Origin of the sequence: Enterobacter sp. 5-4 (genome assembly GCF_000612205.1) — a bacterium.
GTDB classification, from domain to species: Bacteria; Pseudomonadota; Gammaproteobacteria; order Enterobacterales; family Enterobacteriaceae; genus Enterobacter; species Enterobacter roggenkampii.
In genome coordinates, this window is sequence record NZ_JFHW01000007.1 from 123,752 (window position 1) to 138,448 (window position 14,697).

General features: G+C 59.1%; 16 protein-coding genes. 3 read left to right on the plus strand and 13 right to left on the minus strand.

Annotated features, from left to right (window positions below; genetic code table 11):
* Positions 1-8 precede the first annotated feature (8 nt).
* The 4 genes from AA74_RS0103150 to AA74_RS0103165 all read right to left on the minus strand — a co-directional run bounded on the left by AA74_RS0103150 (position 9) and on the right by AA74_RS0103165 (position 3,415).
* A complete protein-coding gene (locus tag AA74_RS0103150) occupies positions 9-1,706 on the minus strand; it encodes an NAD-dependent malic enzyme (protein ID WP_008501715.1) in 1,698 nt (565 codons plus the stop codon).
* 176 nt (positions 1,707-1,882) lie between these two features.
* Positions 1,883-2,020 carry a stationary-phase-induced ribosome-associated protein gene (gene sra / locus AA74_RS0103155; protein ID WP_008501714.1) on the minus strand — a complete coding sequence of 46 codons (138 nt, stop codon included), beginning with the start codon at positions 2,018-2,020 and terminating at the stop codon, positions 1,883-1,885.
* Positions 2,021-2,115: 95 nt separating this feature from the next.
* Positions 2,116-2,331, minus strand: coding sequence for a biofilm-dependent modulation protein (gene bdm, locus AA74_RS0103160; protein WP_013096534.1), 216 nt, complete (start codon positions 2,329-2,331; stop codon positions 2,116-2,118).
* 232 nt (positions 2,332-2,563) lie between these two features.
* On the minus strand, positions 2,564-3,415 hold the full coding sequence (locus tag AA74_RS0103165) for a Vmh family MBL fold metallo-hydrolase (RefSeq protein WP_025911005.1): 852 nt from the start codon (positions 3,413-3,415) through the stop codon (positions 2,564-2,566).
* Positions 3,416-3,525: 110 nt separating this feature from the next.
* Here AA74_RS0103165 and AA74_RS0103170 point away from each other — a divergent pair, with 110 nt between their 5' ends.
* The gene (locus tag AA74_RS0103170; RefSeq protein WP_025911007.1) at positions 3,526-4,401 is read left to right on the plus strand and encodes a LysR family transcriptional regulator; all 876 of its coding nucleotides are present in this window, start codon (positions 3,526-3,528) and stop codon (positions 4,399-4,401) included.
* Between the two features lie 19 nt (positions 4,402-4,420).
* On the opposite strand, the gene AA74_RS0103175 is transcribed toward AA74_RS0103170, so the two are convergent.
* Complete coding sequence (locus AA74_RS0103175; protein ID WP_025911009.1) at positions 4,421-5,380, minus strand: hypothetical protein; 960 nt, start codon at positions 5,378-5,380, stop codon at positions 4,421-4,423.
* A gap of 115 nt (positions 5,381-5,495) precedes the next feature.
* Here AA74_RS0103175 and AA74_RS0103180 point away from each other — a divergent pair, with 115 nt between their 5' ends.
* Entirely contained in the window at positions 5,496-5,924 is a 429-nt protein-coding gene (locus tag AA74_RS0103180) for an OsmC family protein (RefSeq protein WP_008501708.1), read from the plus strand.
* 23 nt (positions 5,925-5,947) lie between these two features.
* On the opposite strand, the gene AA74_RS0103185 is transcribed toward AA74_RS0103180, so the two are convergent.
* Positions 5,948-6,853, minus strand: a complete 906-nt coding sequence (locus AA74_RS0103185; RefSeq protein ID WP_025911012.1) for a LysR family transcriptional regulator — start codon at positions 6,851-6,853, stop codon at positions 5,948-5,950.
* 116 nt (positions 6,854-6,969) lie between these two features.
* On the opposite strand from AA74_RS0103185, the gene AA74_RS0103190 reads away from it, so the two are divergent.
* Positions 6,970-7,719 carry an SDR family NAD(P)-dependent oxidoreductase gene (locus AA74_RS0103190; RefSeq protein ID WP_025911014.1) on the plus strand — a complete coding sequence of 250 codons (750 nt, stop codon included), beginning with the start codon at positions 6,970-6,972 and terminating at the stop codon, positions 7,717-7,719.
* Here the strand turns inward: AA74_RS0103190 and AA74_RS0103195 are convergent.
* Genes AA74_RS0103195 through AA74_RS0103225 form a run of 7 tightly spaced genes read right to left on the minus strand, consistent with a single transcriptional unit; the run spans position 7,716 to position 14,549 of the window.
* Positions 7,716-8,645, minus strand: coding sequence for an ABC transporter ATP-binding protein (locus AA74_RS0103195; RefSeq protein WP_025911016.1), 930 nt, complete (start codon positions 8,643-8,645; stop codon positions 7,716-7,718). The genes AA74_RS0103190 and AA74_RS0103195 overlap by 4 nt on opposite strands.
* Positions 8,638-9,624: an ABC transporter ATP-binding protein gene (locus tag AA74_RS0103200; RefSeq protein WP_023327531.1), complete on the minus strand. Its 987-nt coding sequence runs from the start codon at positions 9,622-9,624 to the stop codon at positions 8,638-8,640. Before AA74_RS0103200 ends, AA74_RS0103195 begins: the two co-directional genes overlap by 8 nt.
* On the minus strand, positions 9,624-10,517 hold the full coding sequence (gene ddpC / locus AA74_RS0103205; protein ID WP_025911018.1) for a D,D-dipeptide ABC transporter permease: 894 nt from the start codon (positions 10,515-10,517) through the stop codon (positions 9,624-9,626). The genes AA74_RS0103200 and ddpC overlap by 1 nt, the downstream gene beginning before the upstream one ends.
* The gene (locus AA74_RS0103210; RefSeq protein WP_025911020.1) at positions 10,514-11,536 is read right to left on the minus strand and encodes an ABC transporter permease; all 1,023 of its coding nucleotides are present in this window, start codon (positions 11,534-11,536) and stop codon (positions 10,514-10,516) included. Before AA74_RS0103210 ends, ddpC begins: the two co-directional genes overlap by 4 nt.
* 22 nt (positions 11,537-11,558) lie before the next feature.
* Positions 11,559-13,091 (minus strand): ABC transporter substrate-binding protein, encoded by a 1,533-nt coding sequence (locus tag AA74_RS0103215; protein ID WP_025911021.1) that lies wholly within the window; start codon positions 13,089-13,091, stop codon positions 11,559-11,561.
* 15 nt (positions 13,092-13,106) lie between these two features.
* Positions 13,107-13,682 (minus strand): D-alanyl-D-alanine dipeptidase, encoded by a 576-nt coding sequence (gene ddpX / locus AA74_RS0103220; protein ID WP_025911023.1) that lies wholly within the window; start codon positions 13,680-13,682, stop codon positions 13,107-13,109.
* A gap of 12 nt (positions 13,683-13,694) precedes the next feature.
* Positions 13,695-14,549: a MurR/RpiR family transcriptional regulator gene (locus AA74_RS0103225; RefSeq protein WP_023327526.1), complete on the minus strand. Its 855-nt coding sequence runs from the start codon at positions 14,547-14,549 to the stop codon at positions 13,695-13,697.
* Between the last annotated feature and the right edge of the window lie 148 nt (positions 14,550-14,697).

A 14,697-nucleotide genomic window follows, 5' to 3' on the forward strand; every position in this document is an offset into this window, starting at 1 on the left:
AAAGCGGATCAAATCGACGTACGGCGATAGCTGCGGTATTCAGGCTTCCAGAAGTTGTCGTCGATGGCCTGCTGCAGCGCGTCGGCAGAGGTTTTCACCGCCACGCCCTGCTGCTGCGCCATTTTACCCACTGCAAACGCGATAGCGCGCGACACCTTGTGAATGTCCTTCAGCTCAGGCAGAACCAGACCTTCGCCGTCGTTGACCAGCGGCGAGTGGCCCGCCAGGGTCTCGCTCGCCGACATCAGCATTTCGTCGGTGATGCGGGACGCGCCGGAGGCGATAACGCCCAAACCAATGCCCGGGAAGATATAGGAGTTGTTGCACTGGGCAATCGGATAGGTTTTATCCTTCCACACCACCGGATCGAACGGGCTGCCGGTGGCAACCAGTGCGTTACCTTCGGTCCAGGCGATGATGTCTTGTGGCGTCGCCTCCACGCGGGACGTCGGGTTAGACAGCGGCATCACGATAGGGCGCTCGCAGTGCTTGTGCATCTCGCGAATAATCTCTTCGGTGAAGAGACCGGTTTGCCCGGAAACGCCGATCAGAATATCCGGCTTCACGTTGCGCACCACGTCCAGCAGGGAAAGGACTTCGTTGTCGGTATCCCAGTTTTTCAGGTTTTCGCGTTTCTGCACCAGCTTGGTCTGGAACGGCAGCAGGTTCGGCATGCCGTCGGTCAGCAGGCCGAAACGGTCCACCATAAAGACGCGGGAGCGGGCCAGCTCTTCGCTTAACCCTTCGCGCTGGGTCTGGGCGATAATCTGCTCGGCAATACCGCAGCCCGCGGAGCCTGCGCCCAGGAAGACGATTTTCTGGTAGCTCAGCTGGCTTCCCGCTGCACGGCTGGCGGCGATGAGCGTACCCACCGTCACGGCCGCGGTGCCCTGGATATCGTCGTTAAAGGAGCAGATCTCATCGCGATAGCGGTTCAGCAGCGGCATCGCGTTTTTCTGCGCGAAGTCTTCGAACTGCAGCAGCACGTCCGGCCAGCGGTGCTTCACGGCCTGAATGAAGTCGTCGACAAACTGATAGTACTCGTCGTCGGTAATACGCGGATGGCGCCAGCCCATATAGAGCGGGTCGTTGAGCAGCTGCTGGTTGTTGGTGCCGACGTCTAGCACCACCGGCAGGGTATACGCCGGGCTGATGCCGCCGCAGGCGGTGTAGAGTGAGAGCTTACCGATGGGGATCCCCATCCCGCCAATGCCCTGGTCGCCGAGGCCAAGAATACGTTCGCCGTCGGTCACCACAATTACTTTGATATTGTGGTTCGGCACGTTCTGCAGAATATCGTCCATGTTGTGACGGTTCTGATAAGAGATGAATACCCCGCGGGAGCGACGGTAGATCTCGGAGAAACGCTCGCAGGCGGCACCCACCGTCGGGGTGTAGATCACCGGCATCATCTCTTCAAGATGGTTTTGTACCAGGCGATAGAAGAGGGTTTCGTTGGTGTCCTGAATGTTACGCAGGTAGATGTGTTTGTCGATTTCCGTTTTGAAACCCTGGTACTGGATCCACGCACGCTCTGCCTGTTCTTCAATGGTTTCAACCACTTCTGGCAGCAGGCCCAGCAGGTTAAAGCTGCTGCGCTCTTCCATGCTGAAGGCGCTGCCTTTGTTGAGCAGGGGAAATTCAAGTAAAACCGGTCCGGCGTATGGGATGTATAAGGAACGATGTTTTTTCAGTTTGTTGTCCATGTCACTCACTCTTTTTATGAAGATCCGTCCCTGACACTGCTGTTTGTCATCTTTCTGGCCTGTGCGATGGGGTGCGGTCCGGCGGTATTATAAAGGAGCTAAATATTAATTACCGCAACACATAAACAAAAACACCATCGGGATTACCGATGGTGTTCTGGATCTCAGTCTGGAACTTACTTGCCGGCGTGGCGTTTTCTGCCGGTGGCGTGAGTGACTTGCGTTTCATGGTCGCCTTCAATCACCACTTTGCGCTGATTAGAAAGCTTGTAGTTCAGTCCCAGAATATGGCGTGCCTGACGGTTCGATTTCATATTAACTCCTCAATCCTGTTGATAGTTTTAAGGACCAGTTTGCTTACGCAAAAGAAATGTAACCCCTTAGGTTGCAGATCCAGCTTAGCAGGTTTTTACAAGGGTGCGTTTTGCCCGCTGACGACGTAGTTAATGGTCTGCTGGTAGATGTCACTGAGGATGTCATTATCTGTGGATTCCACCCACTTAGTGAGTTCCATCAAAATGTCATCTTCAGTCACAGCACCGTGCTCGGCGTGAAGACCCTGTGCAATCGCGTTAACGAGTTCAGGTTGTGCTGCTGCGGTATTTGCCGGGTAATAAGTAAACATGCTGCCTCCGTGTCGTTGTCTGTTTAATGGTACGGCTCGCAAAAAATTTAATTCACAAACAGAATGGCAAATATTTTCCCGGTTGTGGCTCAGATTCATCTTAGAAATAAAAATGACATAAGTGTATGCTTTTGTGTGCTTTTGAAATGCAGGGGTAAATCGACGTGGCGCTGAGAGAATATTATGACGGTGCTCCTGCTATCTCGAAAAAATAGCAGGAGCAGCGTTTAAATTACCACTTCATTTCGCCGGTATTCACCTTAGCGCTTAATTCCAGCGAGCTCTCTTCAGCCAGATTCGGATACTGTTTTTTCAGGGTGCTGATGACGCCCGCAGAATCTTTATGAACGGACAAGGCCTTTTCAAAGCGCTGGAGATAGTCACGGGTAAAATCAATCGCACCCGTCCCGGCTGGCGGGGTACCCAGATAGTGACCCGGGATCACGCGCTCGGGTTTGTGCGCCGCCATGTTCACCAGCGTTTCCTGCCACTGCTTACGGCTTTCCGCTGTCTGGGTGTCCGCCGTCCAGACGTGAATCCCCCAGGCTACGCCAGTGCCGCCGAGGATGGTCTTTGCGGACGGGATCCATACATAGGCCGCATAGCTGTCAGGCTGTTCGATGTCGATCTTCTCCCCGTCAACCATAAACGTGGTGGAGGCGAGCACCTGCGGGACGACCAGCTCCGTTGGCGCGCCGTCTTTCATCTGCGGCCCCCAGAAGGCGAGCTTGGCGTCTTTGGTAGCCTTGATGTGATCAACCACGTGCTGCGTGGCCACCACTTTGGCGTTCGGGAAGGCTTTGACCAGCGGCTGCAGGCCAAAATAGAAATCCGGATCGCCGGAGGTGATCACAATCTTGTTCAGGGTCTTACCGCTTTGACGAATTTTCTCTACCAGCGCTTCGCCATCCTTCACGCTGAACTGCGCGTCAAACAGCACCGCCTCTTTCGGGCCGGAAACCAGCGTGGAGGAGACAGCGAAAATGCCTTTCTCCTGCGGGTTATAGGTATCAATGCTTAACGGCGCGGCAAAAGCAGCCGGCGTGAAAAGGGTGGAAAGCAGGGCAAGGTGAGTGAATTTCATGCTGTTGTCTCTGTTGTTCAGGAATGTCTCTATTGTACGGAAATTCGCATTTGCCAGAATTCCTGAAACAAGACATGCTTAGTTTCATAAATCGAGCAGATGGAGTTGATATGGATCGCGTGATTGCCGCTCAGGTTTACAACCGAATATGCGAGCTGGGAAGTTTGAGCGCGGCGGCCCGGGCGCTGGGTATTTCCCGCCCAATGGTGAGCCGCTACCTTGAACAGATGGAGAAATGGGCGGGCACGCGGCTGGTAAACCGCTCCACGCGCAAGCTGACGCTGACCGTGGCAGGCGAAAAGGTGCTGCAAAAAACGCGGACGCTCTCGCAGATCTCGCAGGAAATTGAAGGCCAGTCGGAAAAAGATCTCCCGTCTGGCACCCTGCGGGTGGCCTGCGCGCACTTTACCGCCATGCACCTGATTGCACCGGTCCTGCCCGGTCTGCTCTCGCGCTACCCGCAGCTGCGCATTGAGCTGGACGTGAATAACCACCCGGTCAGCCTGGTGGGAGAGCGCATTGACGTCGCCGTACGCATTACGGATAACCCTGAACCCGGCATGATTGCCCGCCGGCTGGGGGAGTGTCGTTCGGTCCTTTGCGCCTCGCCGGACTATCTGGCGCAGCACGGCACGCCCGGCAGCCCCGAAGAACTAGCCCGGCATAACTGCCTGCACTACAGCTTTTTTGCCGGGCAGTCCTGGCACTTCCTGACGCCGGAGGGCGAAAGCCTGAGCGTGGCCGTCAGCGGCAACCTGAGCGCCAGCATCTCTTCGCTGCTGATGGACGCTGCGATTAAGCACTGCGGTATCGCCATGCTGCCGGAGCGTGAAGCGCGTGCCGCGCTGGAGCAGGGATGGCTGGTGCCGGTACTGGCGGCGCTGGAGCCGAAGCCGCTGGCCATCCATGGGATTTATCAGTCCCGGGAATACCAGCCTGCCGCGCTGCGGGCGTTCCTTGATGAGCTGGCCCGCTATCTGGCATGAGCGCGGCGTTTGCCGTCGTTTACTTAGCCTTTAGCCAGGGGGAGGCCGTGCTCCAGAAAATAATATCCGCCCCGAGATAATTTTCCGCGAACCGATCAAATTCTGCTTTGGTGAAGGGCTTGCCGGTCTCAGGGTTCTTATAGGTCAGGGTCGGTTCCTGAACCGCCATGGCGATAAGCGGCAGCGTCTGTTTATTTTTATGGAAGAAAGGATAGGCATTCTTCATATGCGCCTTGCGGTTGGGAACAATGTCCGGCCCACCGAGGCCGACACTGTTGGCGCTGGCATACGCAAAAAGACGCCCCATGTAGTTGTGGTCATTATCCCATTCGCACGGCCAGAAGTTCACGTATTGCACCACGTGTGATTTCTGAAAAGCCTTGCGCGCAAAGGCCAGGTTTTCCATTTCTCCCGCAAAATAGCTGTCGCAGGTAAATCCGGCGGGCGGATTTTTTTCGTCAAGATCGATGGCGGTTTCAGGCAGGTTTACGCCATATACCTCGCCATCAAAGCGTTTCGCGAGGGCGGCCAGCAGCGCCTGGTAGCGCTGGCGCACCGCGGGATCCCATTGACGCGCCACCCAGCCTGAACCGACCGGCTTCCCTTCGCCGGGGTTATCGAACTGCGGTGCAATCCCGCCTCCATATTGCTTATCGTGCATCAGATAGTCCGGCACGTAGCGCGCGTCCGGCTCGAAGAAACGATCCTGGATTTGAATAAAGAGCTTTTTTCGGACTGCCTTAACGCGCGCCAGATCTTGCTCAATTCGCGAGAAGTCATAGTTGTCCTTCTCGGGTTCAAGCAAGCGCCAGTTGTAAACGATCTGCACGCCGCCGATATCGCTTCGCACAACGAGCGGGAACGCCGCGTCGAGCTCGCCGGAGCTGGTATAGATAAAGTTCTCGGGCGTTTTCGCCTGCAAAGGCAACGATAGAGCGAGGGTAGCGATCGCAACGGCCATCCTGATTTTTAGCGCCATAGGTTTATCCTTTTTGTCGGTACAGCAGGTGTAAGTCCCGGAATTGTCTGTGTTCCAGGGGCAGTCAGATGCGTAGTCTATACTTAACCCTTTGTAAGCCAAAAGGAGAGCAAGAATGACTATTCATAAGCACGGTTCGGCACACTGGTCTGGCGACATTAAGCGCGGTAAAGGAACGGTTTCCACCGAGAGCGGCGTTCTCAATCAACAGCCTTATGGCTTTAATACCCGTTTTGAGGGTGAAAAGGGGACCAACCCCGAAGAGCTGATCGGCGCGGCACATGCGGCCTGCTTCTCGATGGCGCTGTCGCTGATGCTCGGCGAAGCGGGCTATACCGCCGACGCCATTGACACCACCGCGGATGTCTCCCTCGATAAAACGGACGGCGGTTTTGCCATCACCAAGGTTGCCCTGAAGAGCAAGGTGACCGTTCCCGGCATCGCCCCTCAGCAGTTCGACGGTATTATTCAGAAAGCCAAAGCGGGCTGTCCGGTTTCGCAGCTACTGAAAGCCGAAATTACGCTGGACTATACGCTTAACTAAGCCTCAGCCGGGCTGGTGCCCGGCTATCCCTTCAGCGCGGCGGGAAACACCTCCGCAAGCCAGGCAATAAACACCTTAAGACGGTGCGTCAGATGGCGGTTCTGAGGGTATACCACGTGAAACGGATAGGCGGCAGGGCGCCAGTCGCCCAGGATCGGCGCCAGCGTTCCCGCCTGTAAATACGGCTTTGCCGAATACTCAAACGTCTGCACGATCCCCAATCCTGCCACGGCCGCCGCCAGGTGGGCATTACTTTCATTTATGCCGAGATAATGGGGGATATTGATTTCCATCGCCTCGCCATGCCGCCTGAAGCGAAAGGGAAACGCCCGCCCGGTGACGGGCGAGAGGTAGCTAATGAGCTTGTGGCCGTTGCACAGCTCCTGCGGATAGGCTGGAACGCCATGGTTTTTCAGGTAGCCCGGCGTCGCGCAGGTCACCATTTCGGCGTTACCAATATGGCGAGCGATAAGGGTCGAATCGTCCAGCGGGCCGCCGCGGATCACGCAGTCTACGTTACCGCTGATCAGATCCACCGGACGATCGGCTACCCCAAGGTCGATGCGGATATCCGGGTAGCGCCGCATAAAGTCCGGCAGCAGGGGGATGAGCACGTCCCGGGCGGTGGAGCCGCCCACGTCAACCCGCAAATGCCCTTTGGGCGTCGCGCGGGAAATGCGAAACGCGGTGTCGATATCTTCGATATCTATCAAGACCCTGAGCGCTTTTTCATAGTATTCCATCCCTTCCGGCGTCGCGACCACCCGGCGAGTCGTCCGGTGCAGGAGGCGTATCTCCAGATGCGTCTCAAGCGATTTCACCAGCTTGCTCAGCGTGGCGATCGGCATGTTCAGCGAGTCCGCCGCGCGGGTAAAGCTGCCGGTTTCCACCACCCGGGTAAAGGCGCGCATCGCCATGAGCTGATCCATGAGACTCCCTCTGATTATTTCTGTATGTGAATAGTCATTTTCATTTTTGCTGGTTTTTCACTAATCCCGCAAGGGCTAAAGTTTGTCCAACGCAAACCCAACAAAAGGTAAATGACATGAACACGACTCTCTCAGGAAAAATCGCACTGGTCACCGGCGGCAGCACCGGCATCGGTCTTGCCACGGCGCAGGAGCTGGCGGCACAGGGCGCGAAGGTGTACATCACCGGACGACGTCAGGCCGAGCTGGACGCGGCGGTGGCTGAAATTGCTTCAACGGCAGTGGGCATTCGCGCTGACGTGTCAAAACTGGCGGACCTGGACGAGGTCTATGCCCGGATAGCCAAAGAAGAAGGCCGCCTCGATATTCTGTTCGCCAATGCGGGTGGCGGCGATATGCTGCCGCTGGGCGCGATCACCGAAGAGCAGTTTGACCGGATTTTCGGCACTAACGTCCGCGGGGTGCTGTTTACGGTACAGAAGGCGCTGCCGCTGCTCTCCGCCGGATCCTCGATTATTCTGACCGGCTCGACGGTGTCCATTAAGGGGACGGCAAACTTTAGCGTCTACAGCGCCAGCAAGGCCGCCGTGCGCAACTTTGCCCGCTCCTGGGCGCTGGATTTGCAGGGCCGTGGGATCCGCGTCAACGTGGTAAGCCCGGGCCCAATCAAAACGCCTGGCCTCGGCGACCTCGTGCCGGAAGGACACCGCCAGGGGCTGTACGACGCGCTGGCCGCTCAGGTGCCGCTCGGCCGTTTAGGCGCGCCGGGTGAGGTGGGTAAAGCGGTGGCGTTTCTGGCCTCCGATGCGGCCAGCTTTATTAACGCCACCGAGCTGTTCGTGGACGGCGGGATGGCGCAAATCTAACCCAGACTGCGCCAGCAGCGGACGTCACGGCCCTCGCGAGAGGGCTGTAACGGCTGAGGACGCTCGCACCCCTGCGCGGCCATCGGGCATCGGTCGCGGAAAAAACAGCCTTCGGGCAGACGGCGGTTGCCGGGAAGCTCCGTTTTGCGTAAGGCCAGCGTTTCATCCAGCGGTTCACCGGTGCGCGGAACCGAATCGAGCAGCAGGCGGGTGTAAGGATGGCGCGGCTCGCCAAGCACCTGCGCGGCGCTGCCCAGCTCCACAATCTGCCCAAGGTACATCACCGCCACGCGGTCGCTCATGTGCCGGACCACCGAGACGTTATGTGAGATCAACACGTAGGTCAGATTACGCTGCTGTTGTAGCGTCACCAGCAGGTTGAGGATCTGCGCCTGCACGGAAATATCCAGCGCGCTGGTGGGTTCATCGAGCACGATGATATCCGGATCGGACGAGAGCGCCCGGGCGATGGCAATGCGCTGGCGCTGCCCGCCGGAGAAGGCGTGCGGAAGCCGGTCGAGATATTCCGGGCGAATGCCCACCTGCAGCGCCAGGTTTTCAGCCAGCTGGCGGCGGTCGCGCTCGCTGCTGCGCTTTTGCACCCACACCGGCTCGGTGATGATTCGCCAGACCGGCAGGCGCGGGTCAAGCGAGGAGAGCGGATCCTGAAACACCATCTGCATGCCGCCCGCGTGGTGCGCCCGCTGGCAGGCGCCGGTGCTGGGCTTAAGCATGCCCATCAGCAGCTGGGCGAGCGTGCTTTTCCCACAGCCGGATTCCCCGACAATGCCAAGCGTTTCTCCCCGACGGATCTCAAGGTCGAGCCCGTTGAGCGCATGGACCCGTTCCGTCACGCGACCCAGCCAGTTTTTGCGCGCCGCAAAGTTCACGTGCAGGCTATCCAGTTCCAGCAGTACATCAGACATGGGCTTTCTCCCGTTGTGGATACCAGCAGGCGGCCTGTTGGCCCTCTGCGCCAGTGGGCGCTAAGCGCGGCGTTTCGCTGCATTTCGCCCCGGCGGCAAAGCAGCGCTCGCGGAATGCGCATCCCTGCGGAAGCTGGCTGAGGTTGGGCACCGTGCCGGGGATGGCGGGAAGCGGGGCGCGCGGCTGGCCGTTTTCCGGCGCGCACTGCAGCAGACCAATAGAGTAGGGATGCACGGGCTGGTGGATCAGCGTTTGCGTGGTGCCGCTCTCGATCACGCTGCCCGCATACATTACATACACTCTGTCGCAGAGCTGTGACACCACGGCCATATCGTGGCTGATAAACAGCACCGAGGTGCCGCTGGCCCGCGCCTTGTGCTTCAGCAGGCGCAGCACCTGCAGCTGAACGGTGACGTCCAGCGCCGTGGTTGGTTCGTCGGCGACGATCAGCTCCGGCTCGCAGGAGAAGGCAAGGGCAATCATCACCCGCTGGCGCATGCCGCCGGAGAGTTCAAACGGATAGCGCGCCATGACCGCTTTCGCGTCCGGGATTTGCATCTCTTCCAGCAGGGTAATCGCCTTCTGCTGCGCCTCACGCCGGGAAAGCGGTTGATGCTGGCGGATCACCTCTACCATCTGTTTGCCAATCCGCCGCGTCGGGTTGAGGGCGGTCATGGGCTCCTGAAAAATCATCGCGACCTTTGCGCCGCGCCACTGGCGAAGCTGTTTCTCGGACGCCGTCAGGACATTTTCGCCGAGTAATTTCACCTGACCATGATGAATGCGGTAGCTGCCTTCCGGCAGCAGACGCATGGCGAGCATGGCGGTCACGGATTTACCCGAACCGGATTCGCCCACCACGCCGACAATTTCACCCCTGCCGATCTCCAGCGAGACGTGGTTCAGCGCGTGGACCTCGCCGCGGAAAATCGGGAAGCTCAGATGCAGGTCTTCAATCTTGAGAACCGGGTCGGTCATCACTGTTTACCTCCTGACTTCGGATCCAGCAGATCGCGGATGCCATCCCCAAACAGGTTAAAGCCCACGGCGGTAATCAAAATCGCCGCTCCGGGAAACGCGCAGTACCACCACTGGTCCAGAACGTAGTTACGGCCGACGGCCACCATCGCGCCCCATTCGGCGGTCGGCTGCTGCGCCCCCAGGCCAATAAACCCCAGCGTGGCGGCCATCAGGATGGCGCTGCCGATGTCCAGCGACGCCTGCACGATCAGCGGCGGCAGGGCGTTGCGCAAGATATGCCAGCTGATCACATGCCAGCGGGATGCGCCAAAGGTGCGGGCCGCCTGCACGTAGGTAAACTGGCGCACCACCAGGGTTTGGCCGCGCGCCAGGCGGACGTAAAACGGAATGCGGACAATCGCAATCGCCAGCATGGCGTTAAACAGGCTCGGCCCGAGCGCGGCGGCCAGCGCCATGGTCAGCACCAGGGAAGGTATCGAGAGCATAATGTCCATCACCCGCATGATGACGGCGTCGCCGCGCCCGCCCAGCACGCCGGACAGACAGCCCAGCAGCGAACCGATGCCGCCCGCAATTACCACCACCGCCAGCCCGGCGGTAATGGACTGCTGGCTGCCCGCCAGCACGCGGCTGAACAGATCGCGGCCCACCTCGTCGGTACCAAACCAGTGCTGCGCGGATGGCGCCTGCAGGCGCGCGGTCAGATCCAGCGCGTTCGGGTCGTGCGGCACGATCCACGGTGCGGCCACCATAATGAAAAGCATCACCAGCATTATGACGCCGCCAACGATCGTGAGCGGACTTTGGCGCAGCATCCAGAACAGCTTTGCCCAGTTGATGCGTTGTCTGGCGGTTTTCACCGGGACGGGCGTTTCCTGCGTTAACATCATTCGGCACCTCCGCGCCCGATTCGCGGGTCAATCCACAGGTAAAGCAGATCGACCACCAGATTAACCAGCACGTAGGCCAGCGAAACAACGACGGCAAAGCCCATCACGGCGGGGAAATCGAGCGCCTGAATGGACGTCACCACCCAGGCGCCCATGCCCGGCCAGGCAAAGACGGTTTCGGTCAGCACGGCCCCGTAAAGCAGATCCCCCAGCGCCAGCCCGAGCACGGTAATTGACGGGATCATCGCATTCGGCAGGGCGTAGCGCAGGACGATATACCAGCCGGGCAGGCCGCTGGCGCGGGCCGTGCGGATGTAGTCTTCGCTAAGCTGCTCCAGCATCGCGGAACGGACCTGACGCGCCACGATACCGAGATGCACAAATGCCAGCGTCAGCGAGGGTAAAATCAGGTGCTGCAGCGCATTGAAAAAGACCTCGCCGTTGCCTTCCAGCAGCGCGTCCAGCAGATAAAAGCCGGTGACGTGCGTCGGCGGATCGAGCCAGTCGTCCAGCCTGCCGCCGCCCGGCAGGATTTGCAGGTGCCCGTAGAACAGCACAATGACGCCCAGCCCAAGCCAGAAGGCCGGGGTGGAGATCCCGGTCATCGCCATCAAACGCACCAGGTGATCCAGCCAGCGGTTGCGGTACACCGCCGATAAAATTCCCAGCGGCACGCCGATGACCAGCGCCAGCAGGAGGGAACAAAAGGCCAGCTCCAGCGTGGCGGGGAAAAAGGCCTTCAGGTCTTCCGCAACCGGGCGTCCGGTACGGATAGAGGTGCCTAAATCACCGTGGACCAGGGCGTCCACGTAGCGGCCAAACTGAACGTACAGCGGCTGATCCAGCCCCAGCTGCTGGCGAATGTTCTGCACGATGTCGTCGCTGGCGCGGTCGCCGGCCAGCAGACGGGCCGGATCGCCGGGGATCAGGTGTGAAATAATAAAAGTGATAATACAGACACCGGCCACCACCAGGAGTAACCCCCAGCAGCGCTGGCGCACGATGCTCCAGAACGTCATACACTTTCCCCCGGCGAAACGGTTACTTGCTCATGGTGGCGATGTTAAACACCTGCTCGAGCATCGGATTAAAGGTGAAGCCTTTGACCTCTTTGTTCATCGCCAGCTGGTAGTTCTTCTGGAACAGATAAACGTAGGCCGCCTCGTCGATAACCACTTTCTGCGCCTGCTGGTAATCTTTAGTGCGTTCCGCCTGGTCCGTGGTTTTCAGCGCGGCCTGCAGCAGGGAATCGACCTCTTTGTTCTCATAGAACGAACGGTTGCCCGGCAGACCTTTCTTGTCCGATTCGAACCAGTAGTTCATAAACATGTACGGGTCGGCAAAATCCGGGCTCCAGTTGCCGATGGCGATGTCGTAATCGCCTTTGCCGACGCGGTCTCGCATGGTGGCGTTGGCCAGTTTCTCCAGCTTGACGTTAATGCCGATCTTGCCGAGGCTGGCCTGAGTCGAAAGGGCGATAGGCTCCCAGTTTGGATCGTTGTCCGAGTAGAGGAAGGTCAGGCTGGCGGGCTTGTCTTTGACCTTCTCCAGGGCTGCTTTAGCTTTGGCTTCGTCGAAGCTGTACTGCATGGCCGTGGCGTCAAAGCCCCACATGCCTTCCGGGATCGGGCCGCGCATCTGCTTGCCGTTGCCGCTCAGAATGCCTTTCACCATCCCCTCATAGTCCGTCGCCCAGGAGACCGCGCGGCGTAAATCCACCTGATTGAGCGGCGCTTTGCTGTTGTTGAGGTAGAGGTAGGTCACGCGCAGAGACGGGTATTCGGCGACGGCGACTTTGCCTTCCTGCTTCAGGGCCGACAGCTGATCGACCGGCAGGGAGTCGGCAATGTCCAGATCGCCGCGGGAAAGCTGCAGACGGCGCGACGCGCTCTCACCGATAATTTTCACCGAGACGCGCTTGAAGTGCGGCTTGTCGCCCGACCAGTGCGGGTTTGGCACCAGAATCAGCTGCTGGCCTTTCTGCCAGCTCTTCAACATAAACGGCCCGGAGCCAGCGGTGTTTTGCGCCAGAAAGCCGCGCGCGTCGTCCGCGGCATTGGCCTTCAGCACCGTCGGGTTAATGATGGAGGCGCCGTCGTTCGCCAGGGTGTAGAGGAAAGGCGCGAACGGCTGGCTGAGGGTGAATTTCACCGTGTGCTCATCAACGGCATCAATTTTCAGATCTTTTGGAAAGGCTTCAGACGGCCCCTGGCTGAGCTTCAGCAGGCGTTCGAAGGAGAGTTTGACCGCCTCGGCGGTGACCGGCGTGCCGTCGGAGAATTTGGCGTTATCCGCCAGGGTGAAGGTCCACTCTTTCTGGTCGTCGGAGGCTTTCCAGCCCGTCGACAGATCGCCTTCCACCTCGGTTGAGCCGGGCTTGTACTTGACCAGACGCTGGTAGGACGGATAGGTGACGGTCCAGTCGTTGTTATCGATGGTGATGGCAGGGTCGAGTGTTTGCGGGTCGGCGGCTTTACCGATCGCCAGCATGTCTTTCGGGACGGCAGCCAGCGCCAGCGGTGCACTCAGAGCCAGCGTGGCGGCAATGACGGTCGAGAGAAGCGATGTTTTCATGGCAGTGCTCCAGGTTTAAAGAGGGGTGTGCGTCAGGGGAAAACAGGCAAAACGGTCATCAAGCAGCGGGTAGCTGGCGGCGTTCGGCAGTTCGAAGTGCCACCATTCGCTGCCGATCCCGACAAAACCGCCGCCGAACATGATGGCGTTCAACAGCAGACGGTTGCGCTGGGCGTGGGGCGGCACGGAAGGGTGATACGGATGCGAGCGGTCATGCATTTCGTCAAAACCGGCGCCCATATCCAGCACGGCGTTATGCTCGTCCATCAGGGTCACGTCGATGGCCGTGCCGCGACTGTGGTTGGAGCCAATCGCCACGTCGACAACATATTCCGGGTTCGGGCAGGCCTCCCACAGCTGGGCCTGCGCCTGCTGCGGCCGATAGGCGTCGTAAACCACCAGCTTCAGTCCGGCCAGCGTGGCAATGCTGATGGCTTTTGCCAGCGCGGTGGCCGCGTCGGTATGCAGCAGGCACAGCGCCTCCTGGTAAATTGGGCGGCCGGTAATATTGTCGGCGGTGGCGTACTTCAGATCGATATGCAGCGTGGGGAACGTCTTCGCCACATCAATCAGTTCACTCTCTACGGGCATAGCTCCGCTCCTTTAGCGTTCGAATTGACCAAACTCTTGTTGTAATTGTCGGTTTACTGCCAGGCGCGCCGGGAGCGCATCGCCCAGCGCTTCCACCACGCCCGACAGCAGCAGGTTGAACAAACAGCTCACAGGGGCAAGTGAATCCCAGAAATGACCGGTATCGGTTTTCACCTGCAGTAAATCCATCGGGTAATCCCGCGCCCACGGGCACCAGATGTCGGTGATTAAGGCCAGCGGAATGCCTTTCTCGCTCGCGACGCGGCAGTACTGGCGGGCCATCGTGGAGTAGGTGCGCGTATCGGTCAGCACGACATAAGGGTGCGCAAACCCGGAGTTAAGGGATTCCACCCAGCTGCCGGAAGCGCCTTCGGCATAGCTCACCCGCGGGCGGAGGTATTCAAGGTGGCTGAAGAAGGCGTTGGCGATCCCGCGCGTGGACTGGATCCCCAGCACAAAGACCGCGTCCGCGTGGGCCAGATGGTGCACTACCTGGCGGAAGGCGTCCGTTTGCGCCAGCTGATACACCTGCGTGATGGCGTCCACTTCCAGCGACAGGGCGTGCTGAAGGCGGTTGGGCAGGGGGCGCTGCTGCTGCCAGGAGTCGAGGCGCTCGTTCATGCCCCAGGGCTGATACGGATCGCGCAGGCTCTTTTTGGCATCTTCCAGGTTGCGATATCCCAGCTTGCGCAGGAAGCGTCCGACGGTGATCCCGCTGGTCCCGCTTGCCAGCCCGACGCTCTCCGCCGTTTCAAACGGGATTTGCGCGGCGTGCGCCAGCAGCCAGCTTCCGACCCGCTTTTCGCTGGGCGTGAGCTGGCTGAAGGTCGCCTCGATACGGCTTAACATCTCGGGTTTCGTCGTCATACCGCCTCGCTGTTAACAGGCTGTCAAAAGCTGAATATGTGTTACCGGGTTAACAATGCATGACGCGTGCCATGTTCACAGAAGGGCGAAAACCCGCTGCGCAGTAAACTTCATGCAATATTTGGTTAACCAATGATCAACATTTGTG